The sequence below is a fragment of the Herbaspirillum sp. C7C2 genome (genome assembly GCF_022627865.1).
Taxonomy (GTDB): domain Bacteria; phylum Pseudomonadota; class Gammaproteobacteria; order Burkholderiales; family Burkholderiaceae_D; genus Herbaspirillum; species Herbaspirillum frisingense.
On record NZ_JABXGI010000016.1, the window covers coordinates 97797 to 115389 of the forward strand.

General features: G+C 62.6%; 18 protein-coding genes. 9 read left to right on the top strand and 9 right to left on the bottom strand.

The features are described 5' to 3' along the window. Nucleotides 1-62: 62 nt before the first annotated feature. The 5 genes from ubiE to HWE04_RS18265 all read left to right on the top strand — a co-directional run bounded on the left by ubiE (nt 63) and on the right by HWE04_RS18265 (nt 5847). Entirely contained in the window at nt 63-797 is a 735-nt protein-coding gene (ubiE, locus tag HWE04_RS18245) for a bifunctional demethylmenaquinone methyltransferase/2-methoxy-6-polyprenyl-1,4-benzoquinol methylase UbiE (RefSeq protein ID WP_077235934.1), read from the top strand. 143 nt (nt 798-940) lie between these two features. After that, a complete protein-coding gene (locus HWE04_RS18250) occupies nt 941-1927 on the top strand; it encodes a Tim44 domain-containing protein (RefSeq protein WP_241813296.1) in 987 nt (328 codons plus the stop codon). Between the two features lie 185 nt (nt 1928-2112). Then, on the top strand, nt 2113-2721 hold the full coding sequence (locus tag HWE04_RS18255) for a ubiquinone biosynthesis accessory factor UbiJ (protein WP_241813297.1): 609 nt from the start codon (nt 2113-2115) through the stop codon (nt 2719-2721). Further along, nucleotides 2722-4296: a ubiquinone biosynthesis regulatory protein kinase UbiB gene (gene ubiB, locus HWE04_RS18260; protein ID WP_006465107.1), complete on the top strand. Its 1575-nt coding sequence runs from the start codon at nt 2722-2724 to the stop codon at nt 4294-4296. Between the two features lie 54 nt (nt 4297-4350). Further along, the gene (locus tag HWE04_RS18265; RefSeq protein WP_006465106.1) at nt 4351-5847 is read left to right on the top strand and encodes an MFS transporter; all 1497 of its coding nucleotides are present in this window, start codon (nt 4351-4353) and stop codon (nt 5845-5847) included. A gap of 9 nt (nt 5848-5856) precedes the next feature. Here HWE04_RS18265 and HWE04_RS18270 read toward each other — a convergent pair whose 3' ends face one another. Then, nucleotides 5857-6783 carry a LysR family transcriptional regulator gene (locus HWE04_RS18270; protein WP_241813298.1) on the bottom strand — a complete coding sequence of 309 codons (927 nt, stop codon included), beginning with the start codon at nt 6781-6783 and terminating at the stop codon, nt 5857-5859. A 161-nt stretch (nt 6784-6944) separates the two neighbouring features. Between HWE04_RS18270 and HWE04_RS18275 the strand changes: the two genes are divergently transcribed. Beyond that, nucleotides 6945-7712 (top strand): 3-oxoacyl-ACP reductase family protein, encoded by a 768-nt coding sequence (locus HWE04_RS18275; RefSeq protein ID WP_241813299.1) that lies wholly within the window; start codon nt 6945-6947, stop codon nt 7710-7712. Nucleotides 7713-7792: 80 nt separating this feature from the next. On the opposite strand, the gene trpC is transcribed toward HWE04_RS18275, so the two are convergent. From trpC to rpe, 6 genes are all read right to left on the bottom strand, one after another. Next, nucleotides 7793-8593 (bottom strand): indole-3-glycerol phosphate synthase TrpC, encoded by an 801-nt coding sequence (gene trpC / locus HWE04_RS18280; RefSeq protein WP_241813300.1) that lies wholly within the window; start codon nt 8591-8593, stop codon nt 7793-7795. 16 nt (nt 8594-8609) lie between these two features. After that, the gene (trpD, locus tag HWE04_RS18285) at nt 8610-9647 is read right to left on the bottom strand and encodes an anthranilate phosphoribosyltransferase (RefSeq protein WP_077235927.1); all 1038 of its coding nucleotides are present in this window, start codon (nt 9645-9647) and stop codon (nt 8610-8612) included. Between the two features lie 38 nt (nt 9648-9685). After that, a complete protein-coding gene (locus HWE04_RS18290; RefSeq protein WP_077235926.1) occupies nt 9686-10261 on the bottom strand; it encodes an aminodeoxychorismate/anthranilate synthase component II in 576 nt (191 codons plus the stop codon). Continuing rightward, nucleotides 10262-11758 carry an anthranilate synthase component I gene (gene trpE / locus HWE04_RS18295; protein ID WP_241813301.1) on the bottom strand — a complete coding sequence of 499 codons (1497 nt, stop codon included), beginning with the start codon at nt 11756-11758 and terminating at the stop codon, nt 10262-10264. 344 nt (nt 11759-12102) lie between these two features. Further along, nucleotides 12103-12783, bottom strand: coding sequence for a phosphoglycolate phosphatase (locus HWE04_RS18300; RefSeq protein WP_241813302.1), 681 nt, complete (start codon nt 12781-12783; stop codon nt 12103-12105). A 69-nt stretch (nt 12784-12852) separates the two neighbouring features. After that, complete coding sequence (gene rpe / locus HWE04_RS18305; RefSeq protein ID WP_006465098.1) at nt 12853-13518, bottom strand: ribulose-phosphate 3-epimerase; 666 nt, start codon at nt 13516-13518, stop codon at nt 12853-12855. 210 nt (nt 13519-13728) lie between these two features. Here rpe and apaG point away from each other — a divergent pair, with 210 nt between their 5' ends. Beyond that, the gene (gene apaG, locus HWE04_RS18310; RefSeq protein WP_006465097.1) at nt 13729-14103 is read left to right on the top strand and encodes a Co2+/Mg2+ efflux protein ApaG; all 375 of its coding nucleotides are present in this window, start codon (nt 13729-13731) and stop codon (nt 14101-14103) included. Nucleotides 14104-14135: 32 nt separating this feature from the next. Here the strand turns inward: apaG and HWE04_RS18315 are convergent, their stop codons facing one another. Continuing rightward, entirely contained in the window at nt 14136-14300 is a 165-nt protein-coding gene (locus HWE04_RS18315; RefSeq protein WP_166758470.1) for a hypothetical protein, read from the bottom strand. Here HWE04_RS18315 and mltA point away from each other — a divergent pair. After that, nucleotides 14299-15549 carry a murein transglycosylase A gene (mltA, locus tag HWE04_RS18320; RefSeq protein ID WP_241813303.1) on the top strand — a complete coding sequence of 417 codons (1251 nt, stop codon included), beginning with the start codon at nt 14299-14301 and terminating at the stop codon, nt 15547-15549. The genes HWE04_RS18315 and mltA overlap by 2 nt on opposite strands. Before the next feature lie 74 nt (nt 15550-15623). On the opposite strand, the gene HWE04_RS18325 is transcribed toward mltA, so the two are convergent. Beyond that, complete coding sequence (locus HWE04_RS18325) at nt 15624-16061, bottom strand: universal stress protein (RefSeq protein WP_006465094.1); 438 nt, start codon at nt 16059-16061, stop codon at nt 15624-15626. Nucleotides 16062-16276: 215 nt separating this feature from the next. Between HWE04_RS18325 and HWE04_RS18330 the strand changes: the two genes are divergently transcribed. Further along, entirely contained in the window at nt 16277-17053 is a 777-nt protein-coding gene (locus tag HWE04_RS18330) for an enoyl-CoA hydratase (RefSeq protein ID WP_241813304.1), read from the top strand. The last annotated feature ends 540 nt before the right edge of the window (nt 17054-17593 follow it).

The following is a 17593-nucleotide window of genomic DNA, read 5'->3' on the forward strand; positions in this document are numbered from 1 at the left end:
CAGGGCAAACCGCAGCGTGGCCGGTCTCTTATAATGTCGTCTTCAACGTTACAGGCCTAGCCATGACCAACACCACCCATTTCGGTTACGAAACCGTCAAAGAAGAAGAGAAGGTCCGCAAGGTCGCGGAAGTGTTCCACTCCGTCGCCGCCAAGTACGACGTGATGAACGACTTCATGTCGGCTGGCCTGCATCGCATCTGGAAGGCTTTCACCATCGCCCAGGCCGGTATCCGCCCCGGCTTCAAGGTACTTGATATTGCCGGTGGCACCGGTGACCTGTCCAAGGCCTTCGCCAAGCAGGCCGGTCCCAGCGGCGAAGTCTGGCTGACCGACATCAACGAATCCATGCTGCGCGTGGGCCGCGACCGCCTGCTCGACAAGGGCATCGTCACCCCCACCATGCTGTGCGACGCCGAGAAGCTGCCCTTCCCGGACAACTATTTCGACCGCGTCTCGGTGGCCTTCGGCCTGCGCAACATGACCCACAAGGATGCCGCCCTGGCCGAGATGCGCCGTGTGCTGAAACCCGGTGGCAAGCTGCTGGTGCTGGAATTCTCCAAGGTCTGGGAGCCGCTGAAGAAGCCCTACGACGTGTACTCCTTCTCGGTCCTGCCGTGGCTGGGCAAGAAGGTCGCCAACGACGCCGACAGCTATCGCTACCTGGCCGAATCGATCCGCATGCATCCCGACCAGGAAACCCTGAAGCAGATGATGGAACAGGTCGGTCTGGAGCGCGTGCAGTATTTCAACCTGACCGCCGGCGTGGCCGCGCTGCATACCGGCATCAAGATGTAAGCCAGGCGGGCAGCGGCTGACCTGGCGTGGCCCGGCATTAAGGCTGGCTTAATTTTGCCGGGTGACAATGATCCTGTCGGATCGCCAATCTGCTTTGCGCTCCGGCATCCCGCACTGACGGCAACATCCACAAGAGGTAAGCCATGAAAAAATTCCTGCTCGCACTGTTGCTGGCGATGACTTCGCTAGCCCTGCTCACGTCACCGGCCGAGGCCAAGCGCCTGGGCGGCGGTGGTTCCTTTGGCAAGCAATCGTCCAATTATTCGCGCCAGGCGGCACCGTCTTCGCCCTCATACAGTCAGCCTGCCGCCACGCCGTATCGGCCCGCGACGCCAGCTGCCACGCCGCAAAGCGCCCCCCTGCCCAAGCCTGCCAGCCCCTGGCGCAACGTGCTGGGCGGCGCCTTGCTGGGCTTCGGCCTGGGCGCGCTGATGTCGCACTTCGGCATCGGCGGAGCGCTGGGTGGCATGCTGGGTTCTCTGTTGACCATCGCCTTGCTGTGCGCGGCGGTGATCTTCCTGATCCGCATGTTTGCCCGTGGGCGCGAGGCGCAGAACAGCAATCCGGCCTATGCCACGCCGATGCCGGGCGTGAGCCCCATCGGCAGCGCCGCCGGTGCGACACCAGAAATCGGCTCGGGCCTGCGTGACATCAACCCGCCGCCAGCCGCCCCCGGCAACTCCCCGGCCGCGCTGCAAGGCAGCGGCCAGGGTGGCTACGGTGGCACTGGTCAACCCGCGCAGATCCAGCACTGGGGCATCCCTGAGGGCTTCGACACTGCCGGTTTCGTACGCAATGCCAAGACCTACTTCATCCGTTTGCAAGCCGCCTGGGATCGCGCCGATGCCAATGACATCCGTGAATTCACCACGCCCGAAATGTTCGCCGAACTGCGCATGCAGCTCACCGAACGCGGCGCCGCGCCCAATGCCACCGATGTCGTGCAGCTGGATGCCGAACTGCTGGGCATCGAGACCATGGCCTTCGATTACCTCGCCACCGTGCGCTTCCAGGGGCTGATCAAGGAAGCTCCGGACGCCTCGGCCGAGCCCTTCGCCGAGATCTGGAACCTGTCCAAGCCGCTCAACGGCAGCGGCGGCTGGGTGCTGGCCGGTATCCAGCAGGTGTAGCGGCGCCGGGCGGCGCTGGATCAAGGAACACGCGGTGCGTGGACCTTGCCGGTGCGCCAAGCTGTTACACTTGAGACCGCCCGCTTGATCGGGCGGTTTTGTTTTTGCGGAGCTGAATATTGGTGAATTCTTCGCCGCTTCCGCGTTCTTATTGCTGTCCCCGGCTCAACCCGTCTCTGGAACCCATGTCCGTGCTGCCCGACCCGTCCACCCTGGCCCTCGACCCGATGAAACCCGCTGCGGCGGTGATCAACCATCTGCTGGCGCAGGAGCCGTGGGCGCGCAATACCCTCATCACCCATGCCGGCAAGGTCGCCTGCATCGATACCGGCGTCATGCAGTTGCGCCTGAAGGTGGCCGGTGACGGCTACCTGCAGGATGTCCCCGCCGACGCGCCGGCCAATGTCACCATCCGCCTGAAACTGTCGGACCTGCCGCTGCTCGCCGCCAACCGCGAACGCGCGGTGTCCTACGTCAAGCTGGAGGGCGATGCCGATTTTGCCAATGCCATTTCGCAACTGAGCCAGAAGCTGCGCTGGGATGCCGAGGATGACCTGTCACGCGTGGTCGGCGATGTCGCCGCCACTCGCATCGTCTCCGGCGCGCGCGGCCTGTTCGAGGCTGCCCGCACCACCCAGCGCAAGCTGACCGAAAACCTGGCCGAGTATTTCCTGGAAGAACAACCGATGCTGATCCGCCCCCGCCAGCTGCAGGACTTTTCTGCCGACGTCGTGCGCCTGCGCGATGACCTGGAACGTCTGTCCAAGCGCATCGAGAAACTGGAGCGTCGCTAAATGCTGCTGCGTTCCATGCGTCTGCTCAAGATCATCCGCGTCGCCATTCTCTATGGCCTGGATGAAATCGTCGCCTCCGAATTCGCGCCGCCGCGCTTCGCCCGCATCGTCAACCGCATCTTCTTCTGGCGCGACCTGTCCGCGCCACGCGGCGAGCGCTTGCGTCGCGCACTGGAAGACCTGGGTCCCATCTTCATCAAGTTCGGCCAGGTGCTGTCGACCCGGCGCGACCTGATGCCGCCCGACATCGCCAACGAACTCACGCTGCTGCAGGACCGCGTGCCACCGTTCGAATCCGAACTGGCCGTCAGGCAGATCGAGAAATCGCTGGGCGCCCATCCCGACCAACTCTTCGCCAGCTTCGAACGCACCCCGGTGGCCTCGGCCTCGATTGCCCAGGTCCACTTCGCCACCCTGAAGGATGGCAAGGAAGTCGCGGTCAAGGTGTTGCGCCCCGGCATGCGCGACATCATCGACCACGACATCGGCCTCATGCACGTGGCCGCCGACTGGCTGGAGCGTCTGTGGGCGGATGGCCGCCGCCTCAAGGCCAAGGAAGTCGTGGGCGAGTTCGACAAGTACCTGCACGACGAACTGGACCTGATGCGCGAAGCCGCCAACGCCAGCCAGCTGCGCCGCAACTTCGCCGAATCCACGCTGCTGATGGTGCCGGAGATGTACTGGGATTACTGCTCGCCCTCGGTGATCGTGATGGAGCGCATGCATGGCATCCCCATCTCGCAGACCGAGCGCCTACGTGCGGAAGGGGTGGACCTGTCCAAGCTGTCGCGGGACGGCGTGGAGATCTTCTTCACCCAGGTGTTCCGCGATGGCTTCTTCCATGCCGACATGCACCCCGGCAATATCCTGGTCTCGGTGGCGCCGGAGACCTTCGGTCGCTACATCGCACTGGACTTCGGCATCGTCGGCACGCTCAACGATTTCGACAAGGATTACCTGTCGCAGAATTTCCTGGCCTTCTTCCGTCGCGACTACAAGCGCGTGGCCGAGGCCCACATCGAATCCGGCTGGGCGCCCAAGGATACCCGCGTCGATGAACTGGAAGCGGCCGTGCGCGCCTGCTGCGAGCCCATCTTCGATCGTCCGCTGAAGGACATTTCCTTCGGCCAGGTGCTGCTGCGCCTGTTCCAGACCTCGCGCCGTTTCAATGTCGAGGTGCAGCCGCAACTGGTGCTGCTGCAGAAGACCCTGCTCAACGTCGAAGGCCTGGGCCGCCAGCTCGATCCCGACCTGGACTTGTGGAAGACTGCCAAGCCCTATCTGGAACGCTGGATGAGCGAGCAGATCGGCTGGCGTGGTTTCGTCGAGCAATTGAAGGTCGAGGTGCCGCGCTACAGCCGTCTGCTGCCCGAGCTGCCGCGTCTGGCACATCAGGCGTTGACCCGCTACACCAACGGCGAAGGCCAGCCGCAGAATACCGAACTGATGCGCAAGCTCCTTGCCGAGCAGCGTCGCACCAACATGTTGCTCGGGGTGATCGTCTATTTTGGCGGCGGGCTGATCGGCGGCATCATCGTGATCCAGGTACTGATGCATGTGCTGAGGTTCTATTGATGCAGGGCCGGTTTTGTAAATGATATAAATAATTTCGAAAAGAAGCGCCGGCACATGCCGGCGTTTCGCATGTCGGACCAGCAGACAGGGATAGAGGACGTGGGAACCAACGACAACAGCTTGCCGGACGCGCGCGTGCGCATGTTGCCCTACATCGTGGCGGCGACCTTCTTCATGGAGTACCTGGACACCACCATCATCGCCACGGCCTTGCCGCAGATGGCTCAGTCCTTCGGTGTCGGTCCCAACGAACTGAGCCTGGGCATGACCGCCTATATGCTCACGCTGGCGGTGTTCATTCCCATCAGTGGATGGGTGGCGGACCGCTTCGGGTCGCGTACCGTGTTCGGCATGGCCATCGTCATCTTCACCCTGGCGTCCATCCTGTGCGGGTATTCGGAGAATGTCTGGCAATTCACGGCGGCGCGGGTCTTGCAGGGATTGGGCGGGGCCATGATGGTGCCGGTCGGACGCATGATCGTGGTACGCAGCACCGGCAAGGAGCGGTTGATGAAGGCCATCGCCACCATCACCTGGCCGGCCATCGTGGCGCCGGTGGTGGGGCCATCCATCGGTGGCTTTATCACCACCTATGCCTCGTGGCACTGGATCTTCCTGATGAATGTGCCGTTCGGTATCGCCGCTTTCATCGCGGTGATGACGGTGGTGCGCAACGAGCATGGCCACAGCCGGCGGCCGCTGGACCTGATTGGCTTCCTGCTCTCGGGCGCGGCGCTGACCTCGCTGCTGTATGGCACCGAGATCGCCAGCCACATGGAATCCAACATCAAGGTGGCGCTGGGCTTCGTGGCCCTGGGGGTGGTGCTGGGCGGGTGCGCCTGGTGGCATATGCAGCGCATCGAACATCCGCTGCTGGACTTTTCCAATCTGCGCATTCCGACCTATTCGGTGACCGTGCTGACCGGTTCGCTCACGCGCATCGGTGTGGATGCGGTGCCTTACCTGATGCCCCTGATGTTCCAGATCGGTTTCGGCCTCACGGCGTTCCAGTCGGGGCTGTTGCTGCTGGCGACCGCCTTGGGCAACCTGGGCATGAAGGCATTCACCACGCGCATCCTGCAGCGTTTTGGTTTCCGCAGCGTGGCGCTGAACAATGCGGCCATCGCCGGTTGTCTCATCATTGCCTGCGGCCTGCTCACGCCGGGCACGCCCTTGCCGGTGATCCTGGGGGTGATCTTCTGTTACGGCCTGTCGCGCTCGATGCAGTTTTCCACGCTCGCCACGCTGGCCTATGCCGACATCAGCGATGCCCGCAAATCCTCCGCCAGCACGCTCTGGAGCGTGGCGCAGCAGATGACCATCGGCATGGGCATCGCCTTTGGCGCGCTGGCCTTGCGCGTGGCGGCCTATCTGCGCGGGGAAGAGGTGGACGCCAGCGGCGCCCACTTTACGCTGGGCGACTTCCAGTGGGCCTTCGCAATGGCCGGCCTGGTGACGCTGGTCTCGGTGATCGGCTACCGTGGTCTGTCGCACGATGCCGGCAGCAATATTGGCGGCGGCATGCGCGCCACCCGGCAGGGCAAGGCGTGAGGGCGATCTTCAGCCCAGTGCGTTGAAGCGCTGCGCCAGCCGCTGCTGGCGGAAATGTTCCACCACGAAATCGACGAAGACCCGGGTCTTGGCCGGCAACAGCCGTGCCGCCGTGAAATACAGCGACAGCATGCCGGTATCGACGTACCAGTCCGGCAATACCCGCACCAGGGTGCCGCGATCCAGGTAGATCAGGGCATGCGGCATCGAGACCAGGGTGATGCCCAGTCCGGCCTCGGCCACCTCGCAGGCGGCGTTGGCGTCGCTCATGGTCATCCGTTGTTGCAAGGTCACCGGCGCCTGTTGGCCATGGCGGTCGCGCAGCGAGAACGGGCGGATGCGCCCGGTCTGCGGCGAGCGGATCAGCACGCCGGCATGGTCGGCCAGATCGGCCGGCGAGCGCAGCGCCGGGTGCGTCTCCAGATAGGCCGGCGAAGCCAGCAATACCCGGTGTGCCGGCGCCAGTTCGCGCGCCACCACCCCGGGCGAGAGTTCGGTACCGCCGGCAATGGCGGCATCGAATCCTTCCGTGATCAGATCCACCGGGCGATTCTCGAAATGCCAGTCCGGCTGAATGCCCGGATAGCGGCCCAGGAATTCCCCCAGCAAGGGCAGGATGTACTGGCGCCCGAACCCCGTTCCCATGCTGACCTTGAGCGTGCCCGCCGGCTGCCCGCCGGCGCTGGCCAGGTTGGCCACGGCGCTGCGGATGGCCTGCAGGCCGCCGGCCACCTCCTGCAGGAAGCGTTCGCCCGCCTCGGTCAGCGACAGCTTGCGGGTGCTGCGGTGGAACAGGCGCACCCCCAATGAAGATTCCAGCCTGGCCACGTTCTTGCCGACCGCGGCCGACGTCAGGCCTAGCTGGCGGGCTGCCGCCGAAAAGCTGCCGGCATTGGCCGCAGCGACGAAGCATTCGATGCTGGTCATGGTTTCCATGGGCTGATTCTAAACCATTTGTTTAAAAAGAAGATAGTGATTGCAGGCTAGTCGCAACATAATCAAACGCCGATACTTGCTTCAACCCAGACGCAAACAGAAACGCGCCAACGGGTTCAACCCTACGCAATCACTTACGCATCTATCCAAGGAGCAAGATCATGACCAAGCAAATCACTACGACTTCCCATAACACCCTGGTGTCCAAGGTTGCCTTCGTCCAGGGCGGTTCGCGCGGCATTGGCGCAGCCATCGTGCAGCGTCTGGCCTCCGAAGGCGCCACCGTGGCTTTCACCTACGTCAGCTCGCCGGACAAGGCGCAAGCCCTGGTCAGCAGCGTGGAAGCCGCCGGTGGCCGCGCCCTGGCCATCCAGGCCGACAGCTCGGACGCGACCGCGCTGCAGCAAGCCATTCGCCTGGCTGCAGAAACCTTCGGTCGTCTCGATATCCTGGTGAACAATGCCGGTGTGCTGGCCATGGGCCCGATCGATGAATTCAAGCTGGAAGATCTGGACCGCACCCTCGCCGTGAACGTGCGCAGCGTCTTCGTCGCCACCCAGGAAGCCGCCCGCTACATGGGCGACGGCGGTCGCGTCATCAGCATCGGCAGCACCAACGCCGAACGCATCCCCTTCGCCGGCGGCGCCGTGTATGCGATGAGCAAGTCGGCCCTGGTGGGATTGACCAAGGGCCTGGCACGCGACCTGGGTCCGCGTGGCATCACCGTCAACAATGTGCAGCCCGGTCCGGTCGATACCGACATGAACCCGGCCAGCGGTGACTTCGCTGCCGCTCTGACCGGCCTGATGGCCCTGCCGCGCTACGGCAAGGCCGAGGAAATCGCCAGCTTCGTGGCCTATCTCGCCGGTCCGGAATCGGGTTACATCACCGGCGCGAACCTGACCATCGACGGCGGTTTCGCAGCCTGATCTGCGTCCTCCCCGAGAGCAAAAAAAACCTCGCACCGGTTTGCACCGGGCGAGGTTTTTTCCTGCACGCGAAGATCAGTTCAGGCGAACAGTCGTGCCAGTTCGACGCCCGGTTCCGGCGCCCGCATGAAGGCTTCGCCGACCAGGAAGGCGTGGACGTCGGCGTCGCGCATGCGCTTGACGTCGTCCGGGGTCGCGATGGCCGACTCGGTGACTACCAGTTTCTCCGGCGGGATGCGCGGCAGCAGGCCCAGCGTAGTGTCCAGCGTGGTCTCGAAGGTACGCAGGTTGCGGTTGTTGATGCCCAGCAGGCGGGTCTTGAGCTTGAGTGCCGCATCCAGTTCGGCGCGGTCGTGCACTTCCACCAGCACGCTCATGCCCAGTTCGTGGGCGCAGGCTTCCATGTCGGCCATCAGGCCGTGGTCCAGGGCGGCCACGATCAGCAGGATGGCATCGGCGCCCCAGGAGCGGGCCTGGTAGATCTGATAGTGATCGACCATGAAATCCTTGCGCAGGACCGGCAGCGCACAGGCTGCGCGGGCCTGCTTGAGATAGTCGGGTGAACCCTGGAAGAACTGCTCGTCGGTCAAGACCGACAGGCAGGCCGCACCGTGGGTGGCGTAGCTGACGGCGATCTCGGCAGGCTTGAAGTCGGGGCGGATCACGCCCTTGGAGGGAGAGGCCTTCTTGACCTCGGCAATCACGCCGGCCTGGCCGTTGGCGATCTTGTCGCGCAGGCTGGCTTCGAAGTTGCGCAGTTCGGAGCGCAGTTCGCTGTCGGTTTCGACGTCGCGGCGCAGGCTGGCCAGGTCGCGCTGCTTTTGCGCGATGCGGATTTCCTCGGCCTTGACGTCGAGGATCTTGTTGAGGATGTCGGACATGGGCTTCCTTGTCGGATTAGTGTTTGCCGCCAAGCTGGCGCGTGACTTGCACGAACTGGTCCAGCTTGGCGCGGGCGGCGCCGGAGGCGATGGTGGCGCGCGCGGTGGCCAGGCCATCGGCAATCGAGGGGGCCACGCCGGCTGCATACAGGGCGGTGGCGGCATTGATCAGTACGATGTCGTGCACCGGACCGGGTTCCCCGCGCAGGGCTTCGAAGATCTTCTCCTTGGACTCGGTCGAGTTCGCCACCTGCAGGTTGCGGCTGGCGAACATGGACAGACCGTAGTCTTCCGGGTGGATTTCATATTCGCGGATCTCGCCATTGACCAGCTCGCCCACCATGGTGGCACCGCCCAGGGTGACTTCGTCCAGGTTGTCGCGCCCCCAGACCACGATGGCGTGTTGCGCGCCCAGGCGTTGCAGTACGCGTACCTGGATGCCGACCAGGTCGGCATGGAACACGCCCATCAGGATATTGGGGGCGCCGGCCGGATTGGTCAGCGGGCCGAGGATATTGAAGATGGTGCGCACACCCAGCTCCTTGCGCACCGGGGCGGCGTGCTTCATGGCGGCGTGGTGATTGGGCGCGAACATGAAGCCGATGCCGCTCTGGGCGATCGATTGCGCCACCTGTTCCGGTTGCAGGTTGATGTCCGCGCCCAGGGCTTCGAGCACGTCGGCGCTGCCCGAGGAGGAGGACACGCTACGCCCGCCGTGCTTGGCCACGCGTGCGCCGGCAGCGGCGGCCACGAACATGGAGGCGGTGGAAATGTTGAAGGTGTGGGCGCCGTCGCCGCCGGTGCCGACGATGTCCAGCAGGCCGGTGGTGTCGGCCATCGGCACCTTGGTGGCGAATTCGCGCATGACCTGCGCGGCGGCGGCGATCTCGCCGATGCTTTCCTTCTTCACACGCAGGCCCATGGTGAGGGCGGCGATCATGACCGGCGACATCTCGCCGCCCATGATCTGGCGGAACAGGGTCAGCATTTCGTCGTGGAAGATTTCGCGGTGTTCGATACAGCGCAACAGCGCTTCTTGCGGGGTGATAGGCATGTCTGGTCTCTTTTTGGTGTTGTGGTCCCGGCGCGGCCTCAGCCGTGGGCGCTGCCGGTCAGGAAGTTCTTCAGCAGGGCGTGGCCGTGCTCGGAAAGGATGGACTCGGGGTGGAACTGCACGCCTTGCAGCTCGAACTGCTTGTGGCGCACGCCCATGATCTCGCCGTCATCGGTCCAGGCGGTCACTTCCAGGCAGTCCGGCAGCGTGGCGCGTTCGATGGCCAGCGAGTGGTAGCGGATCACGGTGTAGGGCGAGGGCAGGTCCTTGAAGACGCCCACGCCGGTATGGGCGATTTTCGATGTCTTGCCATGCATGACCTGCTTGGCGCGCACGATGTTGCCGCCGAAGGCTTCGCCGATGGCCTGGTGGCCGAGGCAGACACCCAGGATGGGCAGCTTGCCCGAGAATTCCTTCAACAGGTCTACGCAGATGCCGGCTTCCTTGGGGCTGCAAGGGCCGGGGGAGAGGCAGATGCGCTCGGGATTGAGCTTCTTGATGTCATCCAGCGTGATCTCGTCATTGCGGATGGTCAGGACCTCCTCGCCGAGTTCGCCGAAGTATTGCACCAGGTTGTAGGTGAAGGAGTCGTAGTTGTCGATCATCAGCAGCATTTAGATTTCTCCGTCCAGGCCGTCTTGCACTTGTTCAGCGGCACGCAATACGGCGCGCGCCTTGTTTTCGGTTTCTTCCCATTCCATTTCCGGCACCGAGTCGGCCACGATGCCGGCGGCGGCTTGCACGTACAGCGTGCCATCCTTGATGACGCCGGTGCGAATCGCAATGGCCACGTCCATCTCGCCACCGAAGGAGAGATAGCCGCAGGCGCCGCCGTAGATGCCGCGCTTGCTGGGTTCGAGCTCGTCGATGATTTCCATGGCCCGTACCTTGGGCGCACCCGACAGGGTGCCGGCGGGGAAGGTGGCCTTGAGCACATCCAGGTTGGACATGCCGGGCTTGAGGATGCCTTCGACGTTGGAGACGATGTGCTGTACGTGGGAGTATTTCTCGATGACCATCTGGTCGGTGACCCTGACGCTGCCAGTGGTGGCGATGCGGCCGATGTCGTTGCGGGCCAGGTCGATCAGCATGACGTGCTCGGCGATTTCCTTGGGGTCGGCCAGCAGTTCGCGGGCCAGCTGTTCATCGCGCTCGATGGTGGAGCCGCGCGGTCGGGTGCCGGCCAGGGGGCGGATGGTGATCTTCTTCTGGCCTTCGCCGATGGATTCGTTGCGCACCAGGATTTCCGGCGAGGCGCCGACGATCTGCATGTCGCCGAAGTTGTAGAAGTACATGTAGGGCGAGGGGTTCAGCGAACGCAGCGCGCGGTACAGCATCAGCGGCGAATCGACATAGGACTTCTTCAGGCGCTGGCCGATCTGCACCTGCATCAGGTCGCCGGCCATCACGTATTCTTTGGCGCGGGCCACAGCCTTGAGATATTCATCCTTGGGGAATTCGCGGATGGTCTCGGTGCGCACCGAGCCGGTGGTGACCGGCGCATCGGCAGGACGGCGCAGCATGGCGCGCAGGTCGCGCAGACGCTGGCGGCCGCGGGAGAAGGCTTCCGGTTGGGTGGGGTCGGCGTAGACGATCAGGTAGAGCTTGCCGGAGAGGTTGTCGATGACTGCCAGTTCTTCGGTCAGCAGCAGCTGGATGTCGGGCAGGCCCAGGGTATCGGGCGGGGCGCTGTCTTCCAGGCGCTTTTCGATGTAGCGCACGGCGTCGTAGCCGAAGTATCCGGCCAGGCCGCCGCAGAAGCGCGGCATGCCGGGGCGGATGGCGACCTTGAAGCGGGACTGGTATTCGGCAATGAACTCCAGCGCATTGCCTTCGGCGGTTTCGATGACGACGTCATTCTTCAGGACCTCGATCTGCTTGCCACTGCAGCGGATCTTGGTGGAGGCGGGCAGGCCGATGAAGGAGTAGCGGCCGAAGCGCTCGCCACCGACCACCGACTCCAGCAGGAAGGTGTTCTTGCCGGTGTTGTGGCTCTGGGCCAGCTTGAGATAGAGCGTCAGCGGGGTTTCCAGGTCGGCGAAGGCTTCGGCGATCAGGGGGATGCGGTTGTAGCCTTCGGTGGCCAGCGATTTGAATTCGAGTTCGGTCATGTTTCACTCCAGACCGCCATTGTAGGGTACGCGGCGCTGGCCACCGGGCGGCGCGCAGGCGCAATGAGCGCGATGCACACGAAGCACGTGGACAGGTGCGGACTCTCGTCAGCGGTGTCGTTGTTTGAATTGCGGGAAATGCAGGGGATGCGGTACTACAACAAACGACCCGGCGCGCAGGTGCGGCCAGGTCCAGGCGTCAATCACTGAGCCTGGAATTGCCAGCGTCGCCACAGCCAGGCCTCAGGGGCGGCTGTAGTTTGTGCGGTACGTTTGTTGTTGCGAAACATGGATGTGGGGTCGCGGTTCGATCTTTGGTCTATCGACCGGTGGCTGACAGGGTGTCAATCCACCGAGATTTGCTGCGCTGCTTCTACAAGCGTCGAAACTATACCATCCGAATCGACGTCGTGTATAGATTCACCGTGGTTGTATCCATACGGAACATTCAGGACACGGCATCCCGCTGCACGGGCGGCCTGGGCGTCATTGCTGGAGTCGCCGATGGCGACCACCTGGGCCGGGGTCAGGGCGAAATCCTCGCATACCTGCAACAGCGGCATGGGGTCGGGCTTCTTCCTGGGGAAGGAGTCGCCGCCATAGACGATCTCGAAGAAGCCGGAGAGGCCCTTCTTTTCCAGCAGCGGCACGGCGAATGCCAGCGGCTTGTTGGTCACGCAGGCCAGGCGCAGGCCTTTCTCGCGCATGGCCTGCAAGCCTTCGAGCACGCCCGGGTAGAGCGAGGAGTAGTCACCGTTGATGGCCAGGTATTGCTCGGTATAGGCATCCAGTGCCTGCTGGAAGTATTGCGCCGCTTCGTCTTCGGCATAGTCCACGGCCAGTACCCGGCGGATCAGGTTTTCCGTTCCCTTGCCGACGAAGTTGACGATGGTTTCCTGCGACAGGGGCGTCAGGCCCAACTCCGCACGCATGCGGTTGACTGCGACATGGAAGTCGGCTGCGGTGTCCAGCATGGTGCCGTCGAGGTCGATGATGGCGGCTTTGATGTTGGTCAGCTTGCTCATGTGCGCGGGAAACCTCGTGGTCGGTTCGTCAATGGGTGGCGGGTTGGGACAAAGGCAGAAGGGGCGGGCTCAGACCTGCGCCAGTTCGGCGCGCATGGCGTCGATCACGGCCTTGTAGTCGGGCTTGCCGAAGATGGCGGAGCCGGCCACGAAAGTGTCGGCGCCGGCACGGGCGGCGGCGGCGATGTTCTCGACCTTGATGCCGCCATCGACTTCCAGCAGGATGTCGCGGCCGGATTCATCGATGCGGCGGCGCACTTCGGCGATCTTCTTAAGCGCTTCGGGAATGAAGGACTGGCCGCCAAAACCGGGGTTCACCGACATGATCAGGACCATGTCCAGCTTGTCCATGACGTGATCCAGATAGTGCAGTGGCGTGCCGGGGTTGAACACCAGGCCGGCCTTGCAGCCGTTGTCGCGGATCAGTTGCAGCGAGCGGTCGATGTGCTCGGAGGCTTCCGGGTGGAAGGTGATCAGGTTGGCGCCGGCCTTGGCGAAGTCGGGGATGATGCGGTCCACCGGCTTGACCATCAGGTGCACGTCGATGGGGACCTGTACATGCGGGCGGATCGCTTCGCACACCAGCGGGCCGATGGTCAGGTTGGGCACGTAATGGTTGTCCATCACGTCGAAGTGGATGAAATCGGCGCCGGCGGCGACGACATTGCGCACTTCTTCACCCAGACGGGCGAAATCGGCGGACAGGATGCTGGGGGCGATACGATAGGTCGGCATGGCTGTAAAGAAAGGATGGCTGAATCGACGGCGGCCCCGGCGCTCGGCACGGAGGCGGCAAAGCTGCTATTTTACCCTGTCGCCGGGCGCTGACGCGCTGACGGAACGTTGCGGCTTGCGCTGCGTGACGAATTCGTGTGCAATCGGGGATGGTCGCTGCGAGTTTTCTTCATGCGCGGCCCGACATAACGACAACACAGGAAAAATCCCATGGCAGCGTACGAGTTCACGGTGACGGTCAAGACCCAGTACCTGGAGGAACAATCCGATCCATCGCGTTCGCACTACGTGTTCGCCTATGCGATCACCATCGCCAACACCGGCACCGTGCCGGCCCAGCTGATCTCGCGCCACTGGGTGATCACCGATGCCAACAACCACGTCGAGGAAGTGCGCGGGCTGGGTGTGGTAGGCCATCAGCCCTTCCTGCAACCGGGCGAACAGTTCGAATACACCAGCGGTACCTCGCTCAAGACGCCGCAGGGCAGCATGCACGGCGAATACTTCTGCGTGGCCGAGGATGGCGAACAGTTCGACGCCCGGATTCCCGAGTTCGTCCTTTCCCTTCCGCGCACGCTGCATTGAAATGAAGGTTTTGGAGGTGTCCAGCGGATTTTTCAGCGCTGGTCGCTGTCTGTCTGCTCTCGTGCCTGCTGCTGCGCCTGCTGTTGCCGGGTGACTGGCCTGCCGTTCTTTTCCTTGCGGCCCGAGAACATGGTCCACCAGACGATGAAGACCAGCAGAAAGAAGGCGGCGCAGGCCTCCAGGATCAACCACAACATGAATTTGTCTCCGATGTCATTGAATCGTTTGAATCGCTTGAATCGTTCCTTCAGCCTGGCCTCGCTCAGGCGCCTCAGTGTACCCGCATTGGCAGTCTCGGTCGCCGTCCTGCTGGCGGCCTGCCAGACCACGCCGCTGACCACTCCGCCCGTGAGCCAGCCGCCGGCCAAGCCGACCGCCCAGCCGGGGCCGACCATGCGCGCCACCACCTTCTCGCAGCTGCCGGGATGGGGTAATGATGACCTGCGCGAGGCCTGGCCGGCCTTGCAGTCTTCCTGCTCGGTGCTAATCCGCAAGCCGGAGTGGCGCGCCGCCTGTGGTGCAGCCCAACAGGTCAATGCCGGCGACCTCGGTTTCCTGCGCCAGTATTTCGAGACCTATTTCACGCCTTACCAGCTGTTCAACCCGGACGGGACCGATACCGGTCTGGTCACCGGTTATTACGAGCCGCTGCTGCGTGGCTCACGCCGTCGTGCCGGGCCTTACCAGACGCCGTTGTACCAGGCGCCGGACGACCTGCTGACCATCGACATGGCCAGCGTCTATCCGGAATTGAAGAACCTGCGCCTGCGCGGCAAGGTGGTGGGGCGCAAGGTAGTGCCCTATCCCACCCGCGCCGAGCTGATGCAGGGCAATAATCTGGCTGGGAAGGAGATCGTATGGGTGGATGATCCAGTGGAGGCCTTCTTCCTGCAGGTACAAGGCTCCGGCCGGGTCTATCTGCCGGAGTCACGCGAGACCATTCGCCTGGCCTATGCTGACCAGAATGGCCGCCCTTATAAATCCATAGGCCGCTATCTGGTGGACAAGGGAGAGATGGAGCTGTCCCAGGCGTCGGCCCAGAACATCAAGGCCTGGGTCCAGGCAAATCCGGCGCGCAAGGAAGAGTTGCTCAACGCCAATCCCAGCTATGTCTTCTTCAAGGAGGAAAAGCTGCCCGATCCGTCCAAGGGGCCGAAGGGCGCCCAGGGTATCCCGCTGACGCCGCAGCGCTCGATCGCTATCGATCCGCAGCACGTCCCGCTGGGTGCACCGGTCTTCCTGGCAACGACCCTTCCCAATAGCGATAGGCCGCTCCAGCGCCTGGTGGTGGCACAGGATACTGGCGGTGCCATTCGCGGCGTGGTGCGCGCAGACTACTTCTGGGGCTTTGGCGACGAAGCCGAGGACCGCGCGGGCTCGATGAAGCAGCGCGGGATGATGTGGGTGCTGCTGCCTAAGGGGATGAATCCGCCTGGTGGTAACTGAACTTCAGATTTCCTCGAAGTAATAAAAAAGCCTGGTCCGGAGATGGACCAGGCTTTTTCCGTTGAAGGGGCCAGTCAGCGCAGTACCAGCACCGGAATGGTGGAGTGGGCCAGTACCTTCTGGGTCTTGCTGCCGAGGAACATGCGCGAGAGCCCGCTGCGACCGTGCGATGCCATGAAGATGGCGTCGCAGCCATGAAGCTGGGCGGCCTTGATGATTTCCTCATCCGGGTTGAAGGACATGACGATCTCGGTCTGGCATGGCACGCCGGCTGCTGCAGCGGCATCCGAGATTTTCTTGATGTGCTGGTTGGCCAGGGTCTTGACGTTTTCCTCATAGAGGGCGGGATCGATCGCCATCGAGCTCTCGGCCAGTGGAGAGAACGGATACGGTTCTGCGACCGAGATGCCGATGAGGCGGGCGCCGCAGTGCCTGGCGTAATCCACTGCGGTGGCGATGGCCTTGTCCGAACGTTCGGAGCCGTCGGTGGGCACGAGTATGGTCTTGAACATGGAGGCCTCCTTGTCGATGAAGTTGGGTTCACGCGTGACGTTGGTTAGATGACTCCAATATAGTCTGGTGCCGCCTTGCCCGCATGAAATTATCGGCAGTCATTGCGCCAGGTCGGACTTCCTCATTATTTTTGGCTTATTCTTGCACATCGCCGTACCGGGTTTGTGCCACGTCCGGGCGGTTCCCCCGATTCATCCATAAGAAGGAGACCTACATGAGCTACGAAAACATCCTGGTTGAGACTCACGGCCAGGTTGGCCTGATCCGCCTGAACCGCCCCAAGGCGCTCAACGCACTGAGCGATGCGCTGATGATCGAATTGGGCGAGGCCCTGCTGGCATTCGATGCCCAGGATGAGATCGGATGCGTCATCGTCACCGGCAGCGAGAAGGCATTTGCCGCCGGCGCCGATATCAGCGTGATGGCGGGCTATGACTATATGGACGTCTTCAACGGGGAATTCATTACCCGTAACTGGGAAACCGTGCGTCGCATCCGAAAGCCGGTCATTGCGGCGGTGGCCGGCTACGTGCTCGGTGGCGGCTGTGAGCTGGCGATGATGTGCGATTTCATCATTGCCGCCGACAACGCCAAGTTCGGTCAGCCGGAAATCAAGCTGGGCATCATTCCCGGTGCCGGCGGCACGCAGCGTCTGCCACGTGCCGTTTCCAAGGCCAAGGCCATGGACATGGCGCTGACGGCGCGCATGATGGATGCGCAGGAAGCCGAGCGCGCCGGATTGGTGTCGCGCATCGTTCCCGCAGACAAGCTGATGGAAGAGGCGATGGCGGCGGCAGTGGCCATTACCGAGATGCCGCGTCAGGTAGCGATGATGGTGAAGGATTCCGTCAACCGGGCCTTTGAGAGCAGCCTGGCCGATGGCATCCGGTATGAACGCGCACTCTTCTATAGTTGCTTTGCGACGGAAGACCAGAAGGAGGGCATGAAAGCCTTCCTGGAAAAGCGGCCGGCAGTCTTCAAGAATGCCTGAATAGATAAGATGAAAAATGGCCGCCCGCCAGGGCGGCCATTTTTGTTTGTAGGGTCTCTGTTTCCAGATTTTGAGCTCAAAGCCATGCCGGGCAAGGGTTTGCGTGGCATCGACCATGCTGGGTTCCCGGCTTGGCTAAATTATTTTCGAATATTTTTCAAAAAGTGCTTGCGCGGTGTGGGGAGCGTTGCTATAGTTCGCCCCCTGCTGACGCGACACACGAAGCGAAGTTGAAAAACAAAGCGACGAAGGTGGGCGAAGCAGGTGAGTAGTGAAGCAGTTTGAAGTACGTTTTAAATGAAAGTAGTCGAGCAGGCAGTAAAAGCGAAGACGAAAAAATTTAAAACGAATCGCAAAAAAGTAGTTGACGCGATGAACTAACTGCTACATAATCTCGCTTCTCTGCTGCTGACGAACAAAACGATTCGCAGCGATGCAAACAGCGCAAGGCGCGTTTGATGCGGATGATCTTTAAAAATTAACAGCCGATAAGCGTGGGCGTTTAATGAAGTGCGACAGAACTTCGGTTCTGGAAACTTT